The following is a 15,545-nucleotide window of genomic DNA, read 5'->3' as shown; positions in this document are numbered from 1 at the left end:
CAGCACGCATCCCGACCTCGCGCCGGCTGCGGTTCACTCCCTTCCTTCCCGGCGACCTGCCTCAGCGCAGCGACGCCACGCCCTCCCCTTGCCCATTCCCAGGAGTTCTCCATGTTGGATGCCAATCTCAAGACCCAGCTGACCGCCTACCTGGAACGGGTGACGCGGCCGATTCAAATCAACGCCTCGATCGACGACAGTGCCGGCTCGCGCGAAATGCTCGACCTGCTGGAAGAGTTGGTCCTGCTCTCGGACAAGATCAGCCTGGACATCCACCGCGACGACAACCAGCGCAAGCCGTCGTTCGCACTGACCACGCCGGGCCAGGACATTTCGCTGCGCTTTGCCGGACTGCCGATGGGCCACGAGTTCACCTCGCTGGTGCTGGCGCTGCTGCAGGTGGGCGGCCACCCGTCCAAGGCGGCAGCCGAACTGATCGAGCAGGTGCAGCACCTGGAGGGCGACTACCAGTTCGAAACCTATTTCTCGCTGTCGTGCCAGAACTGCCCGGACGTGGTGCAGGCGCTGAACCTGGCGGCCGTGCTCAACCCGCGCATCAAGCACGTGGCCATCGACGGTGCCTGGTTCCAGGACGAAGTGGAGGCCCGCCAGATCATGTCGGTGCCCACCGTGTACTTGAACGGCGAGCTGTTCGACCAGGGCCGCATGACGCTGGAGCAGATTGTCGCCAAGCTCGACACCAATGCCGCCAAGCGCGACGCAGCGAAAATCGCCGCGAAGGAAGCGTTCGACGTTTTGGTGGTGGGCGGTGGCCCGGCCGGTTCGGCAGCGGCGGTGTATGCCGCACGCAAGGGCATCCGCACCGGTGTGGCGGCCGAGCGTTTCGGTGGCCAGGTGCTGGACACCATGTCGATCGAAAACTTCATCTCCGTGCCGGAAACCGAAGGCCCGAAGATGGCCGCCGCGCTCGAGCAGCACGTGCGCCAGTACGACGTGGACATCATGAACCTGCAGCGTGCCGAGCAGCTGATTCCGGCCGGTGCCGACGGCCTGATCGAAATCAAGCTGGCCAATGGTGCCTCGCTCAAGAGCAAGACCGTGATCCTGTCCACCGGCGCGCGCTGGAGGCAGATGAACGTGCCCGGCGAAGACCAGTACAAGAACAAGGGCGTGGCGTATTGCCCGCACTGCGACGGCCCGCTGTTCAAGGGCAAGCGCGTGGCGGTGATCGGCGGAGGCAACTCCGGCGTGGAAGCGGCGATCGATCTGGCCGGCATCGTGGCGCATGTCACGCTGGTGGAATTCGACGACAAGCTGCGCGCCGACGAAGTGTTGCAACGCAAGCTGCGCAGCCTGCACAACGTGCGCATCATCACCAGCGCGCAGACCACTGAGGTGCTGGGCGACGGGCAGAAGGTGACCGGTCTGGTCTACAAGGACCGCACCGGCGGCGATATCCAGCACATCGAGCTGGAAGGTGTGTTCGTGCAGATCGGCCTGCTGCCCAACACCGAGTTCCTGCGCGGCACGGTGGCGCTGTCGCCGCGCGGCGAAATCATCGTCGACGACCGCGGCCAGACCGATGTGCCCGGCGTGTTCGCCGCGGGCGACGCCACCACGGTGCCGTACAAGCAAATCGTGATCGCGATGGGCGAAGGTTCCAAGGCCGCGTTGAGCGCATTCGACCATCTGATCCGCACCAGCGCACCGGCCACTGCCGACAGCGTGGCCCAGGCGGCATAAGCGAGCGCCTGCTTAGCGCCCGGCCGACCCGGGCGCTAGGCTTGCAACACGCGCCAGTCGTTCCCCGTCACCGCAATGAAGGCTGCTGCACATGAATCTGCGTGACCTGAAATATCTGGTAGCCCTGGCCGACCACAAGCATTTCGGCCGCGCTGCGTCGGCCTGCTTTGTCAGCCAGCCGACGCTGTCCACCCAGATCAAGAAACTCGAAGACGAACTCGGCGTGTCGCTGGTGGAGCGTGCGCCGCGCAAGGTCATGCTGACCCCGGCCGGCCGCGAAGCTGCCGTGCGTGCGCGCAGCATCGTGGCCGAGGTGGAACAGATGAAGGAAGCCGCACGCCGCAGCCAGGACCCGGAAGCGGGCACGGTACGTCTGGGCATCTTTCCCACCCTGGCCCCGTATTTGTTGCCGCACGTGGTACCGCGCATCCGCGAGCGTTTTCCGCGTCTGGAATTGCTGCTGATCGAAGAAAAGAGCGACCAGCTGATGCACCAGTTGCGCGAAGGCCGGCTGGATGCCGCGCTGCTTGCATTGCCATTGCAGGACGACCAACTGCATGCCGAATTCCTGTTCGAAGAACCCTTCGTGCTGGCCGTGCCGGAAGGCCACCCGCTGTCGCGACACGACAGCATGACCCTGGACGACTTGTCCGAGCAGCGCCTGTTGCTGCTGGAAGATGGCCACTGCTTGCGCGACCAAGCACTGGATGTCTGCCACCTGGCCGGGGCGATGGAAAAATCCGAATTTCAGGCCACCAGTTTGGAAACCCTGCGCCAGATGGTCGCGGCGAATGTCGGCGTGACCTTGCTGCCCCTGCTGGCGGTCAAGCCTCCGGTTGCGCGCTCGGAAAACATCCGCCTGATCCGCTTCCGTGAAGACAAGCAGCCCAGCCGCCGCATTGCGATGGCGTGGCGGCGCAGTTCGGCCATGACCGCGTTTCTGGAGCAGCTGTCGCAACTGTTCAAGGAATTGCCCGAGAGCCTGTTCACCGTGGATCAGCCTACGATGGGACCGAAGGCGGTTGCGGCTTAGGGAATCGGGAATCGGGAATCGGGAATCGTAAAAGCGTATCGCGGTTGCGGTCGCTTTGGCTGCGGTTGGAGGTTTGGAATTGGGCGGCGCGCGAGCGTCGCTTTTTGTTTGTGTGCAGCCCTCTTGCCCAGCTTGTTTGTGTACAGCCCTCTTGCCCAGCATCAATCCGCCGCTGTCTGCTCGACGCGGCTGGCGAGGGCACGCTGCCCACGCGACCATGCGACCATGCGATTTACGCGTAGCGTCTTGTTCGCTTGCTTGAGACCGATAGTGCGGCGTTTGCGGCATGCGCTGGAAGCAGGCTCGTGTGCAGCGGCCGTCATGCCCTCCTCCAATTGATCCAACCGCAGCGCTTGCTCGCTGCACCAGGCCTGCAGCGCCTGCGTGGCGGCCCTTGCCAGGGCCTTGGGTTTGCCATCCATGCATTGCGATCAGCCGCCGGCGCCCTCATCTTGTCAGTGCTGCTTGCCATGTCGGCGAGCCGTTTCTATGAGGAGACTGCCATGACTTCGCAACACCACAGCGGCTTGCCGCCATCCATCCTGGTGTCCAGCCACGACCTTGCCCGGCTTGAGGCATTGCTCGATTCGCCAGCCTTCAACAAGCATCCCGCCGCCACTGCGCTGAGCGACGAACTGGGCCGCGCCCGCGTGCTGCCGCCCGACCAGATTCCCGGCGATGTTGTCACCATGCACTCACGCATCGAATGCGAGGACCAACTGCATGGCGAACGGCATACGCTCACCCTTGTGTACCCGCATGAGGCCGATGTGCAGCACGGCCGCATCTCGGTGCTCGCGCCGGTCGGCAGCGCGTTGCTCGGCCTGTCGGTCGGCCAGAGCATCGATTGGCGTACGCCCGACGGACGCGACCTGCGCCTGCGCGTGACTGCCGTGCACGACCAACCCGCAGCAGCGGGCGACTTCCGGCGCGCGGCGCGCTAACGTAGCGCGCTGCGCCATCCCCGACCCGTTCCACGATTCGAGAGAACCCGCATGACTGCATCCCCCTCCAAGCTCGCCCAGCTGCGTGAACTGTCCGTCGTCGTTGCCGATACCGGCGACTACGACGCCATCAAGCGCCTGCAGCCGGTCGACTGCACCACCAATCCCACCCTGGTCAAAAAGGCATTGGATCTGCCGGTGTATGCCGACCTGATCGAACGCGAACTGGCCTGGGGCCGCGAACACGGTGGCGAAGACCGCACCAGCACCGTCAACGAAGTGGCCGACCGCCTCACCGTCGGCGTCGGCGTCAAGCTGGCCGAGCTGGTCCCGGGCCGTGTCTCCACCGAAGTCGATGCCGACCTGGCGTACGACACCCAGGCCACCATCGCCAAGGCGCGCAAGTTCGTTGCGATGTACGCCGAGCGCGGCGTGTCCAAGGACAAGATCCTGATCAAGATTGCAGCGACCTGGGAAGGCATCGAAGCCGCGCGCCAGCTGCAACGCGAAGGCATCGACTGCAATCTGACATTGATCTTCAACCGCGCGCAGGCGCTGGCATGTGCGGAAGCCGGCGTGTTCCTGATCTCGCCGTTCGTCGGCCGCATCCTGGACTACTACGTCGCCCAGGGGCAGACCCCGGCCAGCATCGACGAAGACCCGGGCGTGGTCTTCGTGCGCACCGTCTACAACGAGTTCAAGCAGCGCGGCTCGTCCACCGTGGTCATGGGCGCCTCGTTCCGCTCCACTGCGCAGATCGAAGCGTTGGCGGGGTGCGACCGCCTGACCATTTCGCCGGACCTGCTGGAAAAGCTCGACGCCGAGCACGGCGAATTGCCGCGCAAGCTCTCGCCGGCCAAGGCCGACAATGCCCAGTTCACCCCGATCGACAGCGACAGCTTCGCTTCGGGCCTGGCCGCCGACCCGATGGCCACCGAGAAGCTGGCCGGCGGTATCGACACGTTCGCCAAGGACTTGCACGCACTGCGCAAGACCATCGCCGACAAGCTCGCTGGCTAATCACACAGCGAGCCTGTTCTGCATACAACGCCTGCAGCTGCCTGGCTGCGGGCGTTGTCGTTTTTGAGTCTGGTTTAGAGATGTGCGGCCAAGCCGGTCTGCATCGCGATAACGGGTAAGGATGCGGGCAGCTCGTGGACGTGGACGTGGGCGTTGCCGCTTCCGCAGCCGGCATTGGCGGGGATCGAACAGCAGCCGCCTGTCAGCGCCCCTGCACGACAGACAGAAGACCGCGCGGCACAGTACAGCCATGCCTGCGCCGTGTACCGCTTGGACCAAACCCCCTGCTCTCCACATATCGCTTACACCCGCTGCACGCGCACTGCCTAGAATCCGGATTCACTCAACTGGCGTAACGGACAATGGCAAACATTGCAGTGGTGATGGTCGATGGCGTGGCCGATTGGGAAATCGGCGTGGTGCTGCCGGCAGCACGCGAATGGTTCGGCGACCAGGTCGCCATCGCCAGTATCGACGGGCAACCGCTGCAGTCCATCGGCGGGGTGCGCATCACGCCAGAATTCGCCCTCTCCGATCTGGCGCCACTGCAGGCCGATCTGTGGATCCTGCCCGGCAGCGAACGCTGGCAAGCCGGCGAAATTCCCGGGCTGAGCGGCTTGCTGGTCGAGCGCGTGCAGCAGCAGCGCCCGGTCGCGGCGATTTGCGGCGCCACCCTCGCCTTCGCCTATGCCGGCCTGCTCGATGAGCGCGCGCACACCAGCAACGCGTTGGCCTTCTTGCAGGAGCACGTGGTGCCGTACGCAGGCGCCGCGCACTATCGCCACGAAAAGGTCGTCAGCGCCGATGGCGTCATCACCGCACCTGGCACCAGCCCGGTGAATTTTGCATTGGCATGCATGCGGCAATTGCATCCGGAGCGCACCGATACGCTTGCCCAGTTGCGCGGCATGTTTGCCGGAGAATTCGTTTAATCCAACGGATTTAAGCCGGTACAGCTGATGCCCGCCCTGGCTCACCGTGCTGATTGCTTGTATCGAGTCTGCATACCGTTCGCGGCCAATCACCAGGAGTATTTGCCCGCGCTGAGCAGCCTCCGATGATGTGCTGCCCGGCCCTCTGCGGCGCTCGCCGCAACAACTCACACCACCGATTCGCTGTACAGCGTCGCCGAGCCGGTTCACCTTACAGACATATCGTCCCATCGCCAGCGTGTGTTGCGATCTCCGTTAAAAAAATGGCCGCGCCGTCTCCGACGCAGCCATTCAAGTTGCCTAGCACGCACTCCCATGCAGTGCCTGATCGTGATAACGCTGCCGGTCACTGTCGGCCATCGGCACGCTGCCACGATCATGTGGACGACAGCGTTTCAATCCGGCCCGCCTTTCCGTCAGGCATCCAGCCCGATCGGGCAGCTCACTCCCGTGCCGCCAAGCCCGCAATAACCATTGGGGTGCTTGGCCAGATATTGCTGATGATCGTCTTCGGCGTAATAGAACGTGGGCGCCGGGAAACGGATCTCCGTGGTGATTGCGCCGTACCCGGCTGCAGTCAGTTGTTGCTGATACGCATCGCGGCTGGCAAGCGCGGCGTCGTACTGCGCCTGCGTGGTGCAGTAAATCGCCGAACGGTATTGCGTGCCGACATCATTACCCTGCTGCATGCCCTGGGTGGGGTCGTGGCTTTCCCAGAAGGTGCGCAGCAATTGTGCGAACGACACCGCTTGTTCGTCGAACACCACCAGCACCGCTTCGGTGTGGCCGGTCTGCCCTGAACACACTTCCGAGTAGGTCGCGTTCGGCGTCTGCCCGCCGGCGTAACCCACCGCTGTGGTGTAGACCCCTGGCACGTTCCAGAACTTGCGTTCCGCGCCCCAGAAACAGCCGAGCCCGAATTGCACCTGGGCCAGACCGATGAACTCTCCGCGCAACGGATGGCCGTTGACCAGGTGCGTGTTATGCAGCGGCAGCGCTTGCTCGCGCCCGGGTAGTGCCTCGCCCGGGCGTGGCATACGTTGTTTGAAGGCGCCGATTCCCAGCATGGTGCAACTCCGCAATCGTGAGGATTGCCTGCTGGATGGCGCCGGCCAGAGCCACTTTCAAGCCTGCCCGGCCAGCGCCTGTCGCCCGCGCCGCATTACTTCGCCTTGGCAACCGCCGCGCGCGTGTCCACTTCCGGCATCGCCGAGCTGTGGTGGTTGATGATCAACCACTTGCCGTCGCGCTTTTCGTACACGAAGGTGTAGCGGGCCTGCACGTTGCTCTTGTTGCCGTGCTTGTCGGTCAGCGTGAAGGTGTACACCCCGGCATCCACGGCGCTGTCGTCGTCGAGCACGCGCACGGTGCGGTAATTGACCACGCCCTGCGGCTTCTTGGTCAGGAACATCTCGAAGTAGTTTTCGATCTGCTCGCGCGAGGCGCGCACTTCGTTGGAGACCGTCGGCAGCAGCACGCCGTCCGGTGCGTACAGGTCGGCCACCTTGTGCGGGTTGCCCGTGGCCAACGCCGCGTTCCAGGTGTCGAACAGCGCAGCGACTTCGCGTTCTTCGCCGCCGGCCGGCAGCTTGGCCTTGTCGGTGTAATGCATCACGCCGCCAGCCAGCGCCGGGGTGGCAGCCAGAGCCAGTACCAGAGAGAAGAGGGTGCGACGCATGGGAAATCTCCGTGTGATTGATGGGGGTGCCTCAGCGGGCAGGCTCAGTATCGAAATCAAGCAGCCCCAACAATTCTGCCGGGTGGCATATACTCAAATATGCTGATCGGCCTAGAGCGAGCCTATGGAAACTCCCACCAATGCTGGCGATTGGCGCCTAGCCTTGCGCCGCGAGGCCTCCGATAGCGCGCGTTGGCAGGCGCTGTGGGAAGCTGCCGTTGCACTGCGCCATGTGCACAGCCCCGAGCAGGCCTGCGATGCGGTCCTTGGGCGGGTGCTGCTGCTGCTGGGCCTGGAACACGGCGCGGTACTGGCGCAGCGCGGCCCGCGCGCGCAAGTGTTGGCCAGCCGCGGCCGTGCATTGCCGCCCGGTGCCAGCGCCGCCGGCGACGGCCAGGAAGCGGCCTGGTTGATGCCACCGCGCCCGTCCGACATCCGCGAAGCCAGGGTGCCGATCCACGCGCTGGGCACCACGCACGGCATGCTCTGCGTGGCCTGGAGCGAAGGCCGCCCGGCCCCCGGCAATGACGACGTGCAGGCGCTGCAGGCGTTCGCGCTGCTGCTGCCGGCGATGGTGGCGGAGCCGGCCAAACCGGTTGCCACGCGGCGGCGCAAACCACTGCAGGACGACCGTCTGGGCGCGTTGAGCAAGCGCGAAAAACAGGTGTTGTCGTTGCTCCCGCGCGGACTCACCAACGCGACCCTCGCAGCTGAACTGGGGATTTCTCCCGGCACGGTCAAAGTGCACGTGGAGCGAATCCTGCAGAAACTTGAGGTAAAAGATCGCACCCAGGCCGCGGTGTACGCGGTCCAATCCGGACTTGCGCTATGAATGCATTGGCGGTGCGTTGGAACGATTGGCCGATTACCCGCAAAAGCCTGGCGGTGGTCACCCTGCCGCTGCTGTTGCTGGCCGTTGCGTTGATGGCGATCTACAGCGTGGAACGGCAGAACATCGCCGCCGAAAACGACGTGCGGCAGACCCTGGAAGTGCTCAGCGATCTGTATGAAGCGCACGCACTGTTGGCCGAAACCGCGGCCGGCGTGCGCGGATATCGGCTGGTGCGGCGCGATGAATTCCTGACCCCGTATCGCGATGCCGAGCCGCGGCTGCAGCGCGTGGCCGACCGTCTTTCGCAACGCATCACCGATCCCAGCCAAGCGCGGCGCTTTGCGCGCATCAAGCCGCTTTTTGCGGAAAAAATGCAGGGTTGGCGCCGATTGCTGGCACCGGATCTGAGCCGCGAAGAAGAGATCCGGCAACTGTGGGATGGCAAGTACAAACTCGACATCCTGCGTGCGGAACTGCGCGAGTTGCGCAACTACGAAACCGCGCAGTTGCAGGTACGTACCGCCAAGGCGCAAGGGCTGCGCCAGCGCAACCTCATCATCACCTTGAGCGCGGCGATGCTGGGCGGGCTGGGCGCGGTATTTGCCGTGGCATGGTTCGCCTCGGCATTGTCCGGGCGCCTGCGCACCCTGGCCGCCAACGCCGACCGGCTGGGCGAAGGCCTGCCGCTGGCACCGCAGCCGCGTGCCGGCGACGAACTGGGCCAGGTCGGCCAGCGTCTGGCGCAAGCCAGCGAATTGTTGGCCGCACGCGCAGCCGAAGCGCAACTGGCGCGGCGCGAGGCCGAAACCGCCAACCGCGCAAAAACCGAATTTCTCTCGCGCAGCAGCCATGAACTGCGGACTCCGCTCAATGCGATCCTGGGCTATGCGCAGGTGCTGGAAATGGATCTGCCCGAGCCGGGTCATCGGCGGCATCTGCAGCACATTCTGGGTGCCGGCAGGCACTTGCTCGGGTTGATCACCGAGCTGCTGGACATCGCGCGTATCGAAGCCGATCAACTTGATCTGAGTCCGGAGCCGGTCTCGGTACGCGCGGCCGCGCACGAAGCCCTGGGACTGATCGCGCCGGATGCCGACAAGCATGGCATTGCACTGCAACCGGCATCCATCGACGGACCGTGGACGGTGCGCGCCGATGCGCAGCGGCTGCGCCAGGTGCTGCTCAATCTGCTGTCGAACGCGGTCAAGTTCAATCGTACTGGCGGGCAGGTGCAGGTGAGCGCGCAGGCCGATGGCGAACAGGTGCGTATTACGGTTGCCGACCAGGGCGCGGGGCTGACCCCGGCGCAGATCGACCGCCTGTTTACACCGTTCGAGCGCTTGGGCGCCGAGCGCTCTGCGGTGGAAGGCACCGGGCTGGGGTTGGCGCTGAGCAAGCGCTTGATCGAGGCGATGGGTGGACAGATCGGCGTGCACAGCAGCAGCGAGGGCGCGCGGTTCTGGATTTCGCTGCCGCAGGGCGAGCATCGGCACAGTGAACCGGCGCGGCCGCTGGTACCGCCAAGCAGTGCCGGCAGCGGCGTGTGCCGGCTGTTGAGCATCGAAGACAATCCATCCAATCAGGCGTTGATCCGCACGCTCACCGAGCGTCGCCCGCAGTGGCAGCTGCTCGAGGCGGCCAGCCTGGCGCAGGCGCGTGCGCTATTGCAGCACGGCGCGCCGGATCTGATCCTGCTGGACCTGCACCTGAGCGATGGCAACGGCGAAGAGCTGTTGCGCGAATTGCAGGCGCAGCCGGCGCTGGCGGCCATCCCGGTGGTGGTGATCAGTGCCGATGCCACCACCGCCACACTGGCGCGCGTGGGCAATCAAGGCGTGCGCGCCTATCTGACCAAGCCGCTCGACGTGGCGGAATTCTTCACCGTGATCGACGGGTTGCTGGCATGACACGCGACGAAATTCTCGGTTCCCGCATCCTCATCGTCGACGACGAGCCGGCCAACGTGCGGTTGCTCGAAGACCTGCTGCAACGCGAAGGTTTCCAGCAAGTGATCGCCACCACCGATCCGCTACGGGTCATGGGCCTGGTCTCGGCATTTGCCCCGGACCTGATCCTGCTGGATCTGAAGATGCCCGAGTTGGACGGCTACGCGCTGCTGGAACAGCTGGCGCGGCTGTCAGACCCTGGCCGGTTCCTGCCCGTGATCGTGCTCACCGCCGACCCCAGCCGCAGCGCGCGCCACCGCGCCCTGGGCCTGGGCGCCAAGGACTTTTTGACCAAGCCGCTGGATACCTTCGAAGTCGCACTGCGGGTCTGGAACGTGGCCGAAACCACCGTGTTGTTCAAGCGTCTGCGCGCATTGGCCGCGCCGGATGCAGCGCCGCCGGGGTGGCGTCAGCAGGAATGACGCGCATACATCGCAGGAGCGCACCTGGGCGCGACGTGGCGTTTATCGGCAGAGCCTCGTCGCGCCCGGGTGCGCTCCTACGACTGGCGCTGCGCTACAGCGCCCGCGTGACCTGCCCGCACAAGCCGATCTCCGCCAGCACCGCCTGGGCCTGAGTCAAATGCATATCTGCCACGCAGACCTGCAGCACGCCGAAGGCGGGCAGCTCGCCGGCACCGCCCAGCAGCGATTCACCGAAGACAAACGCGGTGATGCCGGCATCTTCCAGCGCGTGCTTGGCCAGATGCGCATCGATGAGGTGACTGGCGCGGTAGGCGATCTGCATCTCAGCTGCGCTCTGCACGTTCGCGCTGCGCGCCATTGCGCCAGTCGCGTAGCGCCGGCAATGCATCCAGCGCCGCCACATAATCTCCGGCCGCTTCAAACAGCGGCACGCCGTAGCTGGAAAAACGCAGCGCCACCGGCGCATACATCGCATCGACAATGCCGAACTGCCCGCACAGGAACTGCCCGGCATGGCCGTGCTCGGCGCGCAGGCTGGCCCACAGCGCCTGAATGCGCGTGATGTCGCGCTCGGCCGCGGCATCCCACTGGGCAGGGCCCGGCGCGCGGGCCAAATTCATCGGCAATTGGCTGCGCAAGGCCGCAAAGCCCGAATGCATCTCTGCCGCGGCCGCGCGCGCCTGTGCACGCACGGCCAGGTCGGCCGGCCAGCCGCGGCCGTCCAACCAGCGCTCGTTGATGTATTCGCAGATCGCCAGCGAATCCCACACATGCAGGGCGTCGTCCCACGGCACCGGCACCTGGCGGGTCGGCGAATACCCGGCAATGCGCGCCTGGAATTCGGGCGTCGCCAGCGGCAGCGCGACTTCCTCGAACGGCACCCTGAAGTGTCGCAACAGCAGCCACGGCCGCAACGACCAGGAAGACAAGGTCTTGTCGCCGATCACCAGACGGGGCAGTGGCATGGGCAGGAGCGCTCCAACGGGGTCGGCGCAGCGTACGCGTCGCGGCCGATACCCGCCAGCCATGCCCGGCCGCAGGCACGCCTAGTCCTGCAGCACGCGCGCAAGGCCGCGCGTGCGGGCCAACAACGTGAAAAGGCCAAGCGTGAGGTGAGAGCGGGCCTTGCGCCGTGGTTGCTGCGCAATGGGCACGCCGACCGCGCCTGCTCGCCAGATCCGTCGGCGCCGCCTGGCGTGCCGTGGGTTGCATCGTGAAACCGGCGACGACAGATCCGCACATCGCCGGCACGGCCTGCAGGGGCTGCCCGGGACCCAACCCCGCGCAAACCAACGCCCGGAAGCCGCCCCGCCGCGCCCCGCGCCTACCCCTAACCGGTGCCACCGCCTAAACTTGCGGTTTACCCATTGCTGATGCGCGCATGTCCGAGACCCTAGCCACCGACGCCACCGCCCCGGCGGAGAAGAAAGACTTCATCCGCCAGATCGTCCGCGAGGATCTGGCCAGCGGCAAGCACACGGTCATCCGCACCCGCTTCCCGCCCGAGCCCAACGGCTACCTGCATATTGGCCATGCCAAGGCGATCTGCCTGGATTTCGGCCTGGCGGCCGAGTTCGGCGGGCTGTGCAACCTGCGCCTGGACGATACCAACCCGGCCAAGGAAGACCCCGAGTTCGTGGTGGCCATCCAGGACGACGTGCGCTGGCTGGGCTATGAGTGGGCACAACTGCGCCACGCCTCGGATTATTTCCAGGTGTATTACCTGGCCGCGCAGAAGCTGATTCGCGATGGCCATGCGTTCGTGTGCGACCTGTCCGCAGAACAGGTGCGCCAATACCGTGGCACGCTGACCGAGCCCGGCCGCAATTCGCCGTTCCGCGAGCGCAGCGTCGAAGAAAACCTGGAGCTGTTCGCACGCATGCGTGCCGGTGAATTCCCCGACGGCGCACGTACGCTGCGCGCCAAGATCGACATGGCCAGCGGCAACATCAACCTGCGCGACCCGGCGCTGTACCGCATCAAGCATGTGGAGCACCAGAACACCGGCACTGCGTGGCCGATCTACCCCATGTACGACTTCGCGCATTCGCTCGGCGATGCGGTGGAAGGCATCACCCACTCGCTGTGCACGCTGGAATTTGAAGACCACCGCCCGCTGTACGACTGGTGCGTGGACAAGGTGGACCTGGCCGGTCACCCGGAACTGCTGCAGCCGCTGCTGGACAAGGGCTTACCGCGCGAAGCGGCCAAGCCGCGTCAGATCGAGTTTTCGCGCCTCAACATCAACTACACGGTGATGAGCAAGCGCAAGCTCACCGCGCTGGTGGAAGAGCAGCTGGTGGACGGTTGGGACGACCCGCGCATGTACACGCTGCACGGCCTGCGCCGGCGTGGCTATACGCCGGCGGCGATGCGGTTGTTCGTGGACCGCGTGGGCATCAGCAAGCAGAACTCGCTGATCGATTTCTCGGTGCTGGAAGGTTGCCTGCGCGAGGATCTGGACGCCGCGGCGCCGCGCCGCATGGCGGTGATCGACCCGCTCAAGCTGGTGCTGACCAACCTGCCGGAAGGCCATACCGAAACGCTGCAGTTTTCCAACCACCCCAAGGACGAGAGCTTCGGCACACGCGAAGTACCGTTTGCGCGCGAGCTGTGGATCGAACGCGAGGATTTTGCCGAGGTTCCGCCCAAGGGCTGGAAGCGCCTGGTGCCGGGCGGCGAAATCCGCTTGCGCGGCGCAGGCATTGCGCGCGTGGACGAGGTGATCAAGAACGCTGACGGCGAGATCGTCGAACTGCGCGGCTGGCTCGATCCGGAATCGCGTCCGGGCATGGAAGGCGCCAACCGCAAGGTCAAGGGCACCATCCACTGGGTCAGCGCCGTACACGCGGTGGAAGCGGAAATCCGCCTGTACGACCGCCTGTTTTCGGTGGAAAAGCCCGACGACGAATCCGAAGGCAAGACCTACCGCGATTATCTGAACCCCGAGTCCAAGCGCAACGTGCGCGGCTACGTGGAGCCGAGCGCTGCGATGGCTGCGCCGGAGCAGGCGTTCCAGTTCGAACGCAGCGGTTACTTCGTTGCCGACCGTCGCGACCATAGCGCGGCCACGCCGGTCTTCAATCGCAGCGTGACCTTGCGCGATACCTGGGCCAAGTAACCACGCAGGACAGACAGCGGCGCTCTTGCAAGGCGGGCGTCGCTGCTCCCTAGGTTGGGCGGCGGCTGCACGGCTGCAGAGGCCGCACCTGCGTCGTCACGCACCCTTTCGGCCGCAACGCCGATGCGCAGCAAGCGGCTGCCACGCCGTGGACCGCTTCAGGCCATCACGATCGTGGCGGTGGCGCATGCGCTGCGATGGCATCCCATTGATTTGCGCAGCGCCATCGCACGCACGCGGCGCCATGCGTGTGACCGACGACATCACAGAAGCTGGAACAGCGCACTGATGCAGCGTGCGGCGTTGCATCCGTCTGCAGGGCCCGCCTTGATCAACGCCCTGCCGCACGGCACGCTGCAATGCATGCCCTGAGGAACAGCACGATGCGTGAACGCTTGATGGTGGGTGTCGCCTGCGGAATCGGTGCGGGCGCGCTGTGGGGGCTGGTGTTTCTGGCGCCGCAATTGCTGGGCGCTTTTACGCCGCTGCAATTGGCGGTGGCGCGGTATCTCTCGTATGGCGCCGTGGCGACCTTGCTGCTGGCGCCACGCGCGCGGCAGACCGCTGCCCGGCTGGGCGCTGCCGAATGGTGGGCGTTGGTGCGCTTGAGCCTGATGGGAAACCTGATGTATTACGTGCTGCTTGGCAGCGCCGTGCAGTGGGCAGGCAGCGCGGCAACGGCGTTGATCATCGGGCTGTTGCCGGTGGTGGTCACCGTGATCGGGACGCGTGCCGCCGGTGCGGTGCAATTGCGACGTCTGGCCGCGCCCTGCGTTTTGTGCGTGATCGGCGTGACATTGGTGGCAGTGGATACCGTGCAGGACGACTCCGGCCAGCAGGCAAGCGATCGCCTGACCCGGATCGCCGGCCTGCTGTGCGCGGCGGGTGCGCTGGTGTCGTGGTCGGCCTATTCGATCGCAAATGCACGCTGGTTGCGGCGGCGCCCGGATCTGTCCGGCGGCGACTGGTCGCTGCTGACCGGCGTGGTCACCGGCGCACTGGCGTTGTTGCTGGCGCCGGCGGCCCTGATCGGCAGTGCCGCGCATGCACCGCTCGAGTGGGCCAGTTTCTGGGGCGTGTCGCTGTTGCTGGGCATCCTGGCCTCGATCATCGGCAATGCGCTGTGGAATCGTGCCAGCCGCGTGCTACCGCTGACCCTGGTCGGGCAGATGATCGTATTCGAGACGGTGTTTGCGCTGCTGTACGGCTTCGCCTGGGAAATGCGGCTGCCCACGCCATTGGAGTTGGCCGCCATCGCCTGCCTGCTGGTCGGCGTGCTGTGGTGCGCAGCACTGCATGCGGAAGCGAAATGACCCCGGTACCTGATGCACGCAGCGGCCTAGATTTCAGGCTGTATCAGCCAGCGATGCCGCCATGTGCCTCCCGCAACCATGCTTACGCCCACCTGCAAATACCTTGCGCGGCGCGGTGTTTTCGCTGTCGATCGGCCTGGCGGCCTGCTCGCCGCAGCCGCCCGTCTCCAACGCGGCGACTCCGGCCGAGGTGTTCTGTACGCTGCTTCCGGGTCGGCCGGATGACGATCTGCCCAGCGATCGCCGCGACGAAAGCATGCAGCAACTGGACCTTGCCACGCGCTGCCACCGGTCACTGCGCAGACGGCGTTGACTTCACCAAGAGCAGCTGACAACACCTAGCGGGCAGTCGTCAGGCGGATACGACGGCGCGGAGCAACCGGAGTGGACGCGTGGTACATGCCGATTCCGGGCAGCGGCCGCGCCCGCCCGGCGGCTGCACAGTCGTTTCGTTAGCTGCTCCAAGGCTGCAGGCGTGTTTCGGTCACACGCGACGCCGTCGCCAGCGTCATCAGCCACAACGCGCGCACGATCTGGCTTGCGGAATTTTCTAGCTGATCCTGCGCGTGCCACATTCCGCGCACCCGGGGCTTACCA

At 65.5% G+C, this 15,545-nt stretch carries 16 protein-coding genes, 1 other RNA gene and 1 pseudogene; 12 read left to right on the top strand and 6 right to left on the bottom strand.

The features are described 5' to 3' along the window. Positions 1-111 precede the first annotated feature (111 nt). Both ahpF and ACCQ15_RS04535 read left to right on the top strand, forming a co-directional pair. Positions 112-1,704 carry an alkyl hydroperoxide reductase subunit F gene (gene ahpF, locus ACCQ15_RS04540; RefSeq protein ID WP_008576352.1) on the top strand — a complete coding sequence of 531 codons (1,593 nt, stop codon included), beginning with the start codon at positions 112-114 and terminating at the stop codon, positions 1,702-1,704. 91 nt (positions 1,705-1,795) lie between these two features. Then, positions 1,796-2,737: a LysR substrate-binding domain-containing protein gene (locus tag ACCQ15_RS04535; protein WP_014089459.1), complete on the top strand. Its 942-nt coding sequence runs from the start codon at positions 1,796-1,798 to the stop codon at positions 2,735-2,737. A 161-nt stretch (positions 2,738-2,898) separates the two neighbouring features. Here ACCQ15_RS04535 and ACCQ15_RS04530 read toward each other — a convergent pair whose 3' ends face one another. Next, positions 2,899-3,159, bottom strand: a complete 261-nt coding sequence (locus ACCQ15_RS04530) for a hypothetical protein (protein WP_008576350.1) — start codon at positions 3,157-3,159, stop codon at positions 2,899-2,901. Positions 3,160-3,240: 81 nt separating this feature from the next. Here ACCQ15_RS04530 and rnk point away from each other — a divergent pair, with 81 nt between their 5' ends. The 3 genes from rnk to ACCQ15_RS04515 all read left to right on the top strand — a co-directional run bounded on the left by rnk (position 3,241) and on the right by ACCQ15_RS04515 (position 5,633). Beyond that, positions 3,241-3,681 (top strand): nucleoside diphosphate kinase regulator, encoded by a 441-nt coding sequence (rnk, locus tag ACCQ15_RS04525; protein ID WP_011346504.1) that lies wholly within the window; start codon positions 3,241-3,243, stop codon positions 3,679-3,681. A 51-nt stretch (positions 3,682-3,732) separates the two neighbouring features. Further along, positions 3,733-4,701, top strand: coding sequence for a transaldolase (gene tal / locus ACCQ15_RS04520; protein ID WP_008576348.1), 969 nt, complete (start codon positions 3,733-3,735; stop codon positions 4,699-4,701). Between the two features lie 362 nt (positions 4,702-5,063). Then, entirely contained in the window at positions 5,064-5,633 is a 570-nt protein-coding gene (locus tag ACCQ15_RS04515) for a type 1 glutamine amidotransferase family protein (RefSeq protein WP_008576347.1), read from the top strand. Positions 5,634-6,049: 416 nt separating this feature from the next. On the opposite strand, the gene msrA is transcribed toward ACCQ15_RS04515, so the two are convergent. Both msrA and ACCQ15_RS04505 read right to left on the bottom strand, forming a co-directional pair. Beyond that, entirely contained in the window at positions 6,050-6,700 is a 651-nt protein-coding gene (msrA, locus tag ACCQ15_RS04510; RefSeq protein WP_011346502.1) for a peptide-methionine (S)-S-oxide reductase MsrA, read from the bottom strand. 95 nt (positions 6,701-6,795) lie between these two features. Then, positions 6,796-7,311, bottom strand: coding sequence for an SgcJ/EcaC family oxidoreductase (locus ACCQ15_RS04505; RefSeq protein WP_031421213.1), 516 nt, complete (start codon positions 7,309-7,311; stop codon positions 6,796-6,798). A 124-nt stretch (positions 7,312-7,435) separates the two neighbouring features. Here ACCQ15_RS04505 and ACCQ15_RS04500 point away from each other — a divergent pair, with 124 nt between their 5' ends. The 3 genes from ACCQ15_RS04500 to ACCQ15_RS04490 are packed head-to-tail and all read left to right on the top strand — an operon-like array spanning position 7,436 to position 10,511. Then, entirely contained in the window at positions 7,436-8,143 is a 708-nt protein-coding gene (locus tag ACCQ15_RS04500; protein WP_065628070.1) for a helix-turn-helix transcriptional regulator, read from the top strand. Further along, entirely contained in the window at positions 8,140-10,050 is a 1,911-nt protein-coding gene (locus ACCQ15_RS04495) for an ATP-binding protein (RefSeq protein ID WP_372381257.1), read from the top strand. Before ACCQ15_RS04500 ends, ACCQ15_RS04495 begins: the two co-directional genes overlap by 4 nt. Beyond that, a complete protein-coding gene (locus ACCQ15_RS04490; protein WP_008572608.1) occupies positions 10,047-10,511 on the top strand; it encodes a response regulator in 465 nt (154 codons plus the stop codon). The genes ACCQ15_RS04495 and ACCQ15_RS04490 overlap by 4 nt, the downstream gene beginning before the upstream one ends. Positions 10,512-10,605: 94 nt before the next feature. Here the strand turns inward: ACCQ15_RS04490 and ACCQ15_RS04485 are convergent, their stop codons facing one another. Together ACCQ15_RS04485 and ACCQ15_RS04480 are read right to left on the bottom strand one after the other, a co-directional pair. Beyond that, entirely contained in the window at positions 10,606-10,836 is a 231-nt protein-coding gene (locus ACCQ15_RS04485; RefSeq protein ID WP_014089453.1) for a putative signal transducing protein, read from the bottom strand. A gap of 1 nt (position 10,837) precedes the next feature. Then, on the bottom strand, positions 10,838-11,479 hold the full coding sequence (locus ACCQ15_RS04480; protein WP_372381256.1) for a glutathione S-transferase family protein: 642 nt from the start codon (positions 11,477-11,479) through the stop codon (positions 10,838-10,840). A gap of 416 nt (positions 11,480-11,895) precedes the next feature. Here ACCQ15_RS04480 and ACCQ15_RS04475 point away from each other — a divergent pair, with 416 nt between their 5' ends. The 4 genes and pseudogenes from ACCQ15_RS04475 to ACCQ15_RS04460 all read left to right on the top strand — a co-directional run bounded on the left by ACCQ15_RS04475 (position 11,896) and on the right by ACCQ15_RS04460 (position 15,261). Continuing rightward, entirely contained in the window at positions 11,896-13,635 is a 1,740-nt protein-coding gene (locus ACCQ15_RS04475; protein WP_372381255.1) for a glutamine--tRNA ligase/YqeY domain fusion protein, read from the top strand. 123 nt (positions 13,636-13,758) lie between these two features. Further along, positions 13,759-14,007: pseudogene (locus ACCQ15_RS04470) on the top strand (hypothetical protein). Between the two features lie 11 nt (positions 14,008-14,018). Then, positions 14,019-14,948: a DMT family transporter gene (locus tag ACCQ15_RS04465; RefSeq protein ID WP_014089450.1), complete on the top strand. Its 930-nt coding sequence runs from the start codon at positions 14,019-14,021 to the stop codon at positions 14,946-14,948. Between the two features lie 103 nt (positions 14,949-15,051). Further along, a complete protein-coding gene (locus ACCQ15_RS04460; protein WP_162012997.1) occupies positions 15,052-15,261 on the top strand; it encodes a hypothetical protein in 210 nt (69 codons plus the stop codon). Positions 15,262-15,274: 13 nt separating this feature from the next. Here ACCQ15_RS04460 and ACCQ15_RS04455 read toward each other — a convergent pair. Beyond that, positions 15,275-15,349, bottom strand: a non-coding RNA gene (locus ACCQ15_RS04455) — sX9 sRNA. Positions 15,350-15,545: the final 196 nt, after the last annotated feature.

The sequence above is a fragment of the Xanthomonas sp. NCPPB 1754 genome, from assembly GCF_041475725.2.
GTDB lineage: Bacteria > Pseudomonadota > Gammaproteobacteria > Xanthomonadales > Xanthomonadaceae > Xanthomonas > Xanthomonas euvesicatoria.
The sequence above is the reverse complement of the archived record's forward strand: the minus strand, read 5'-3'. Positions and strand labels throughout refer to the sequence as shown.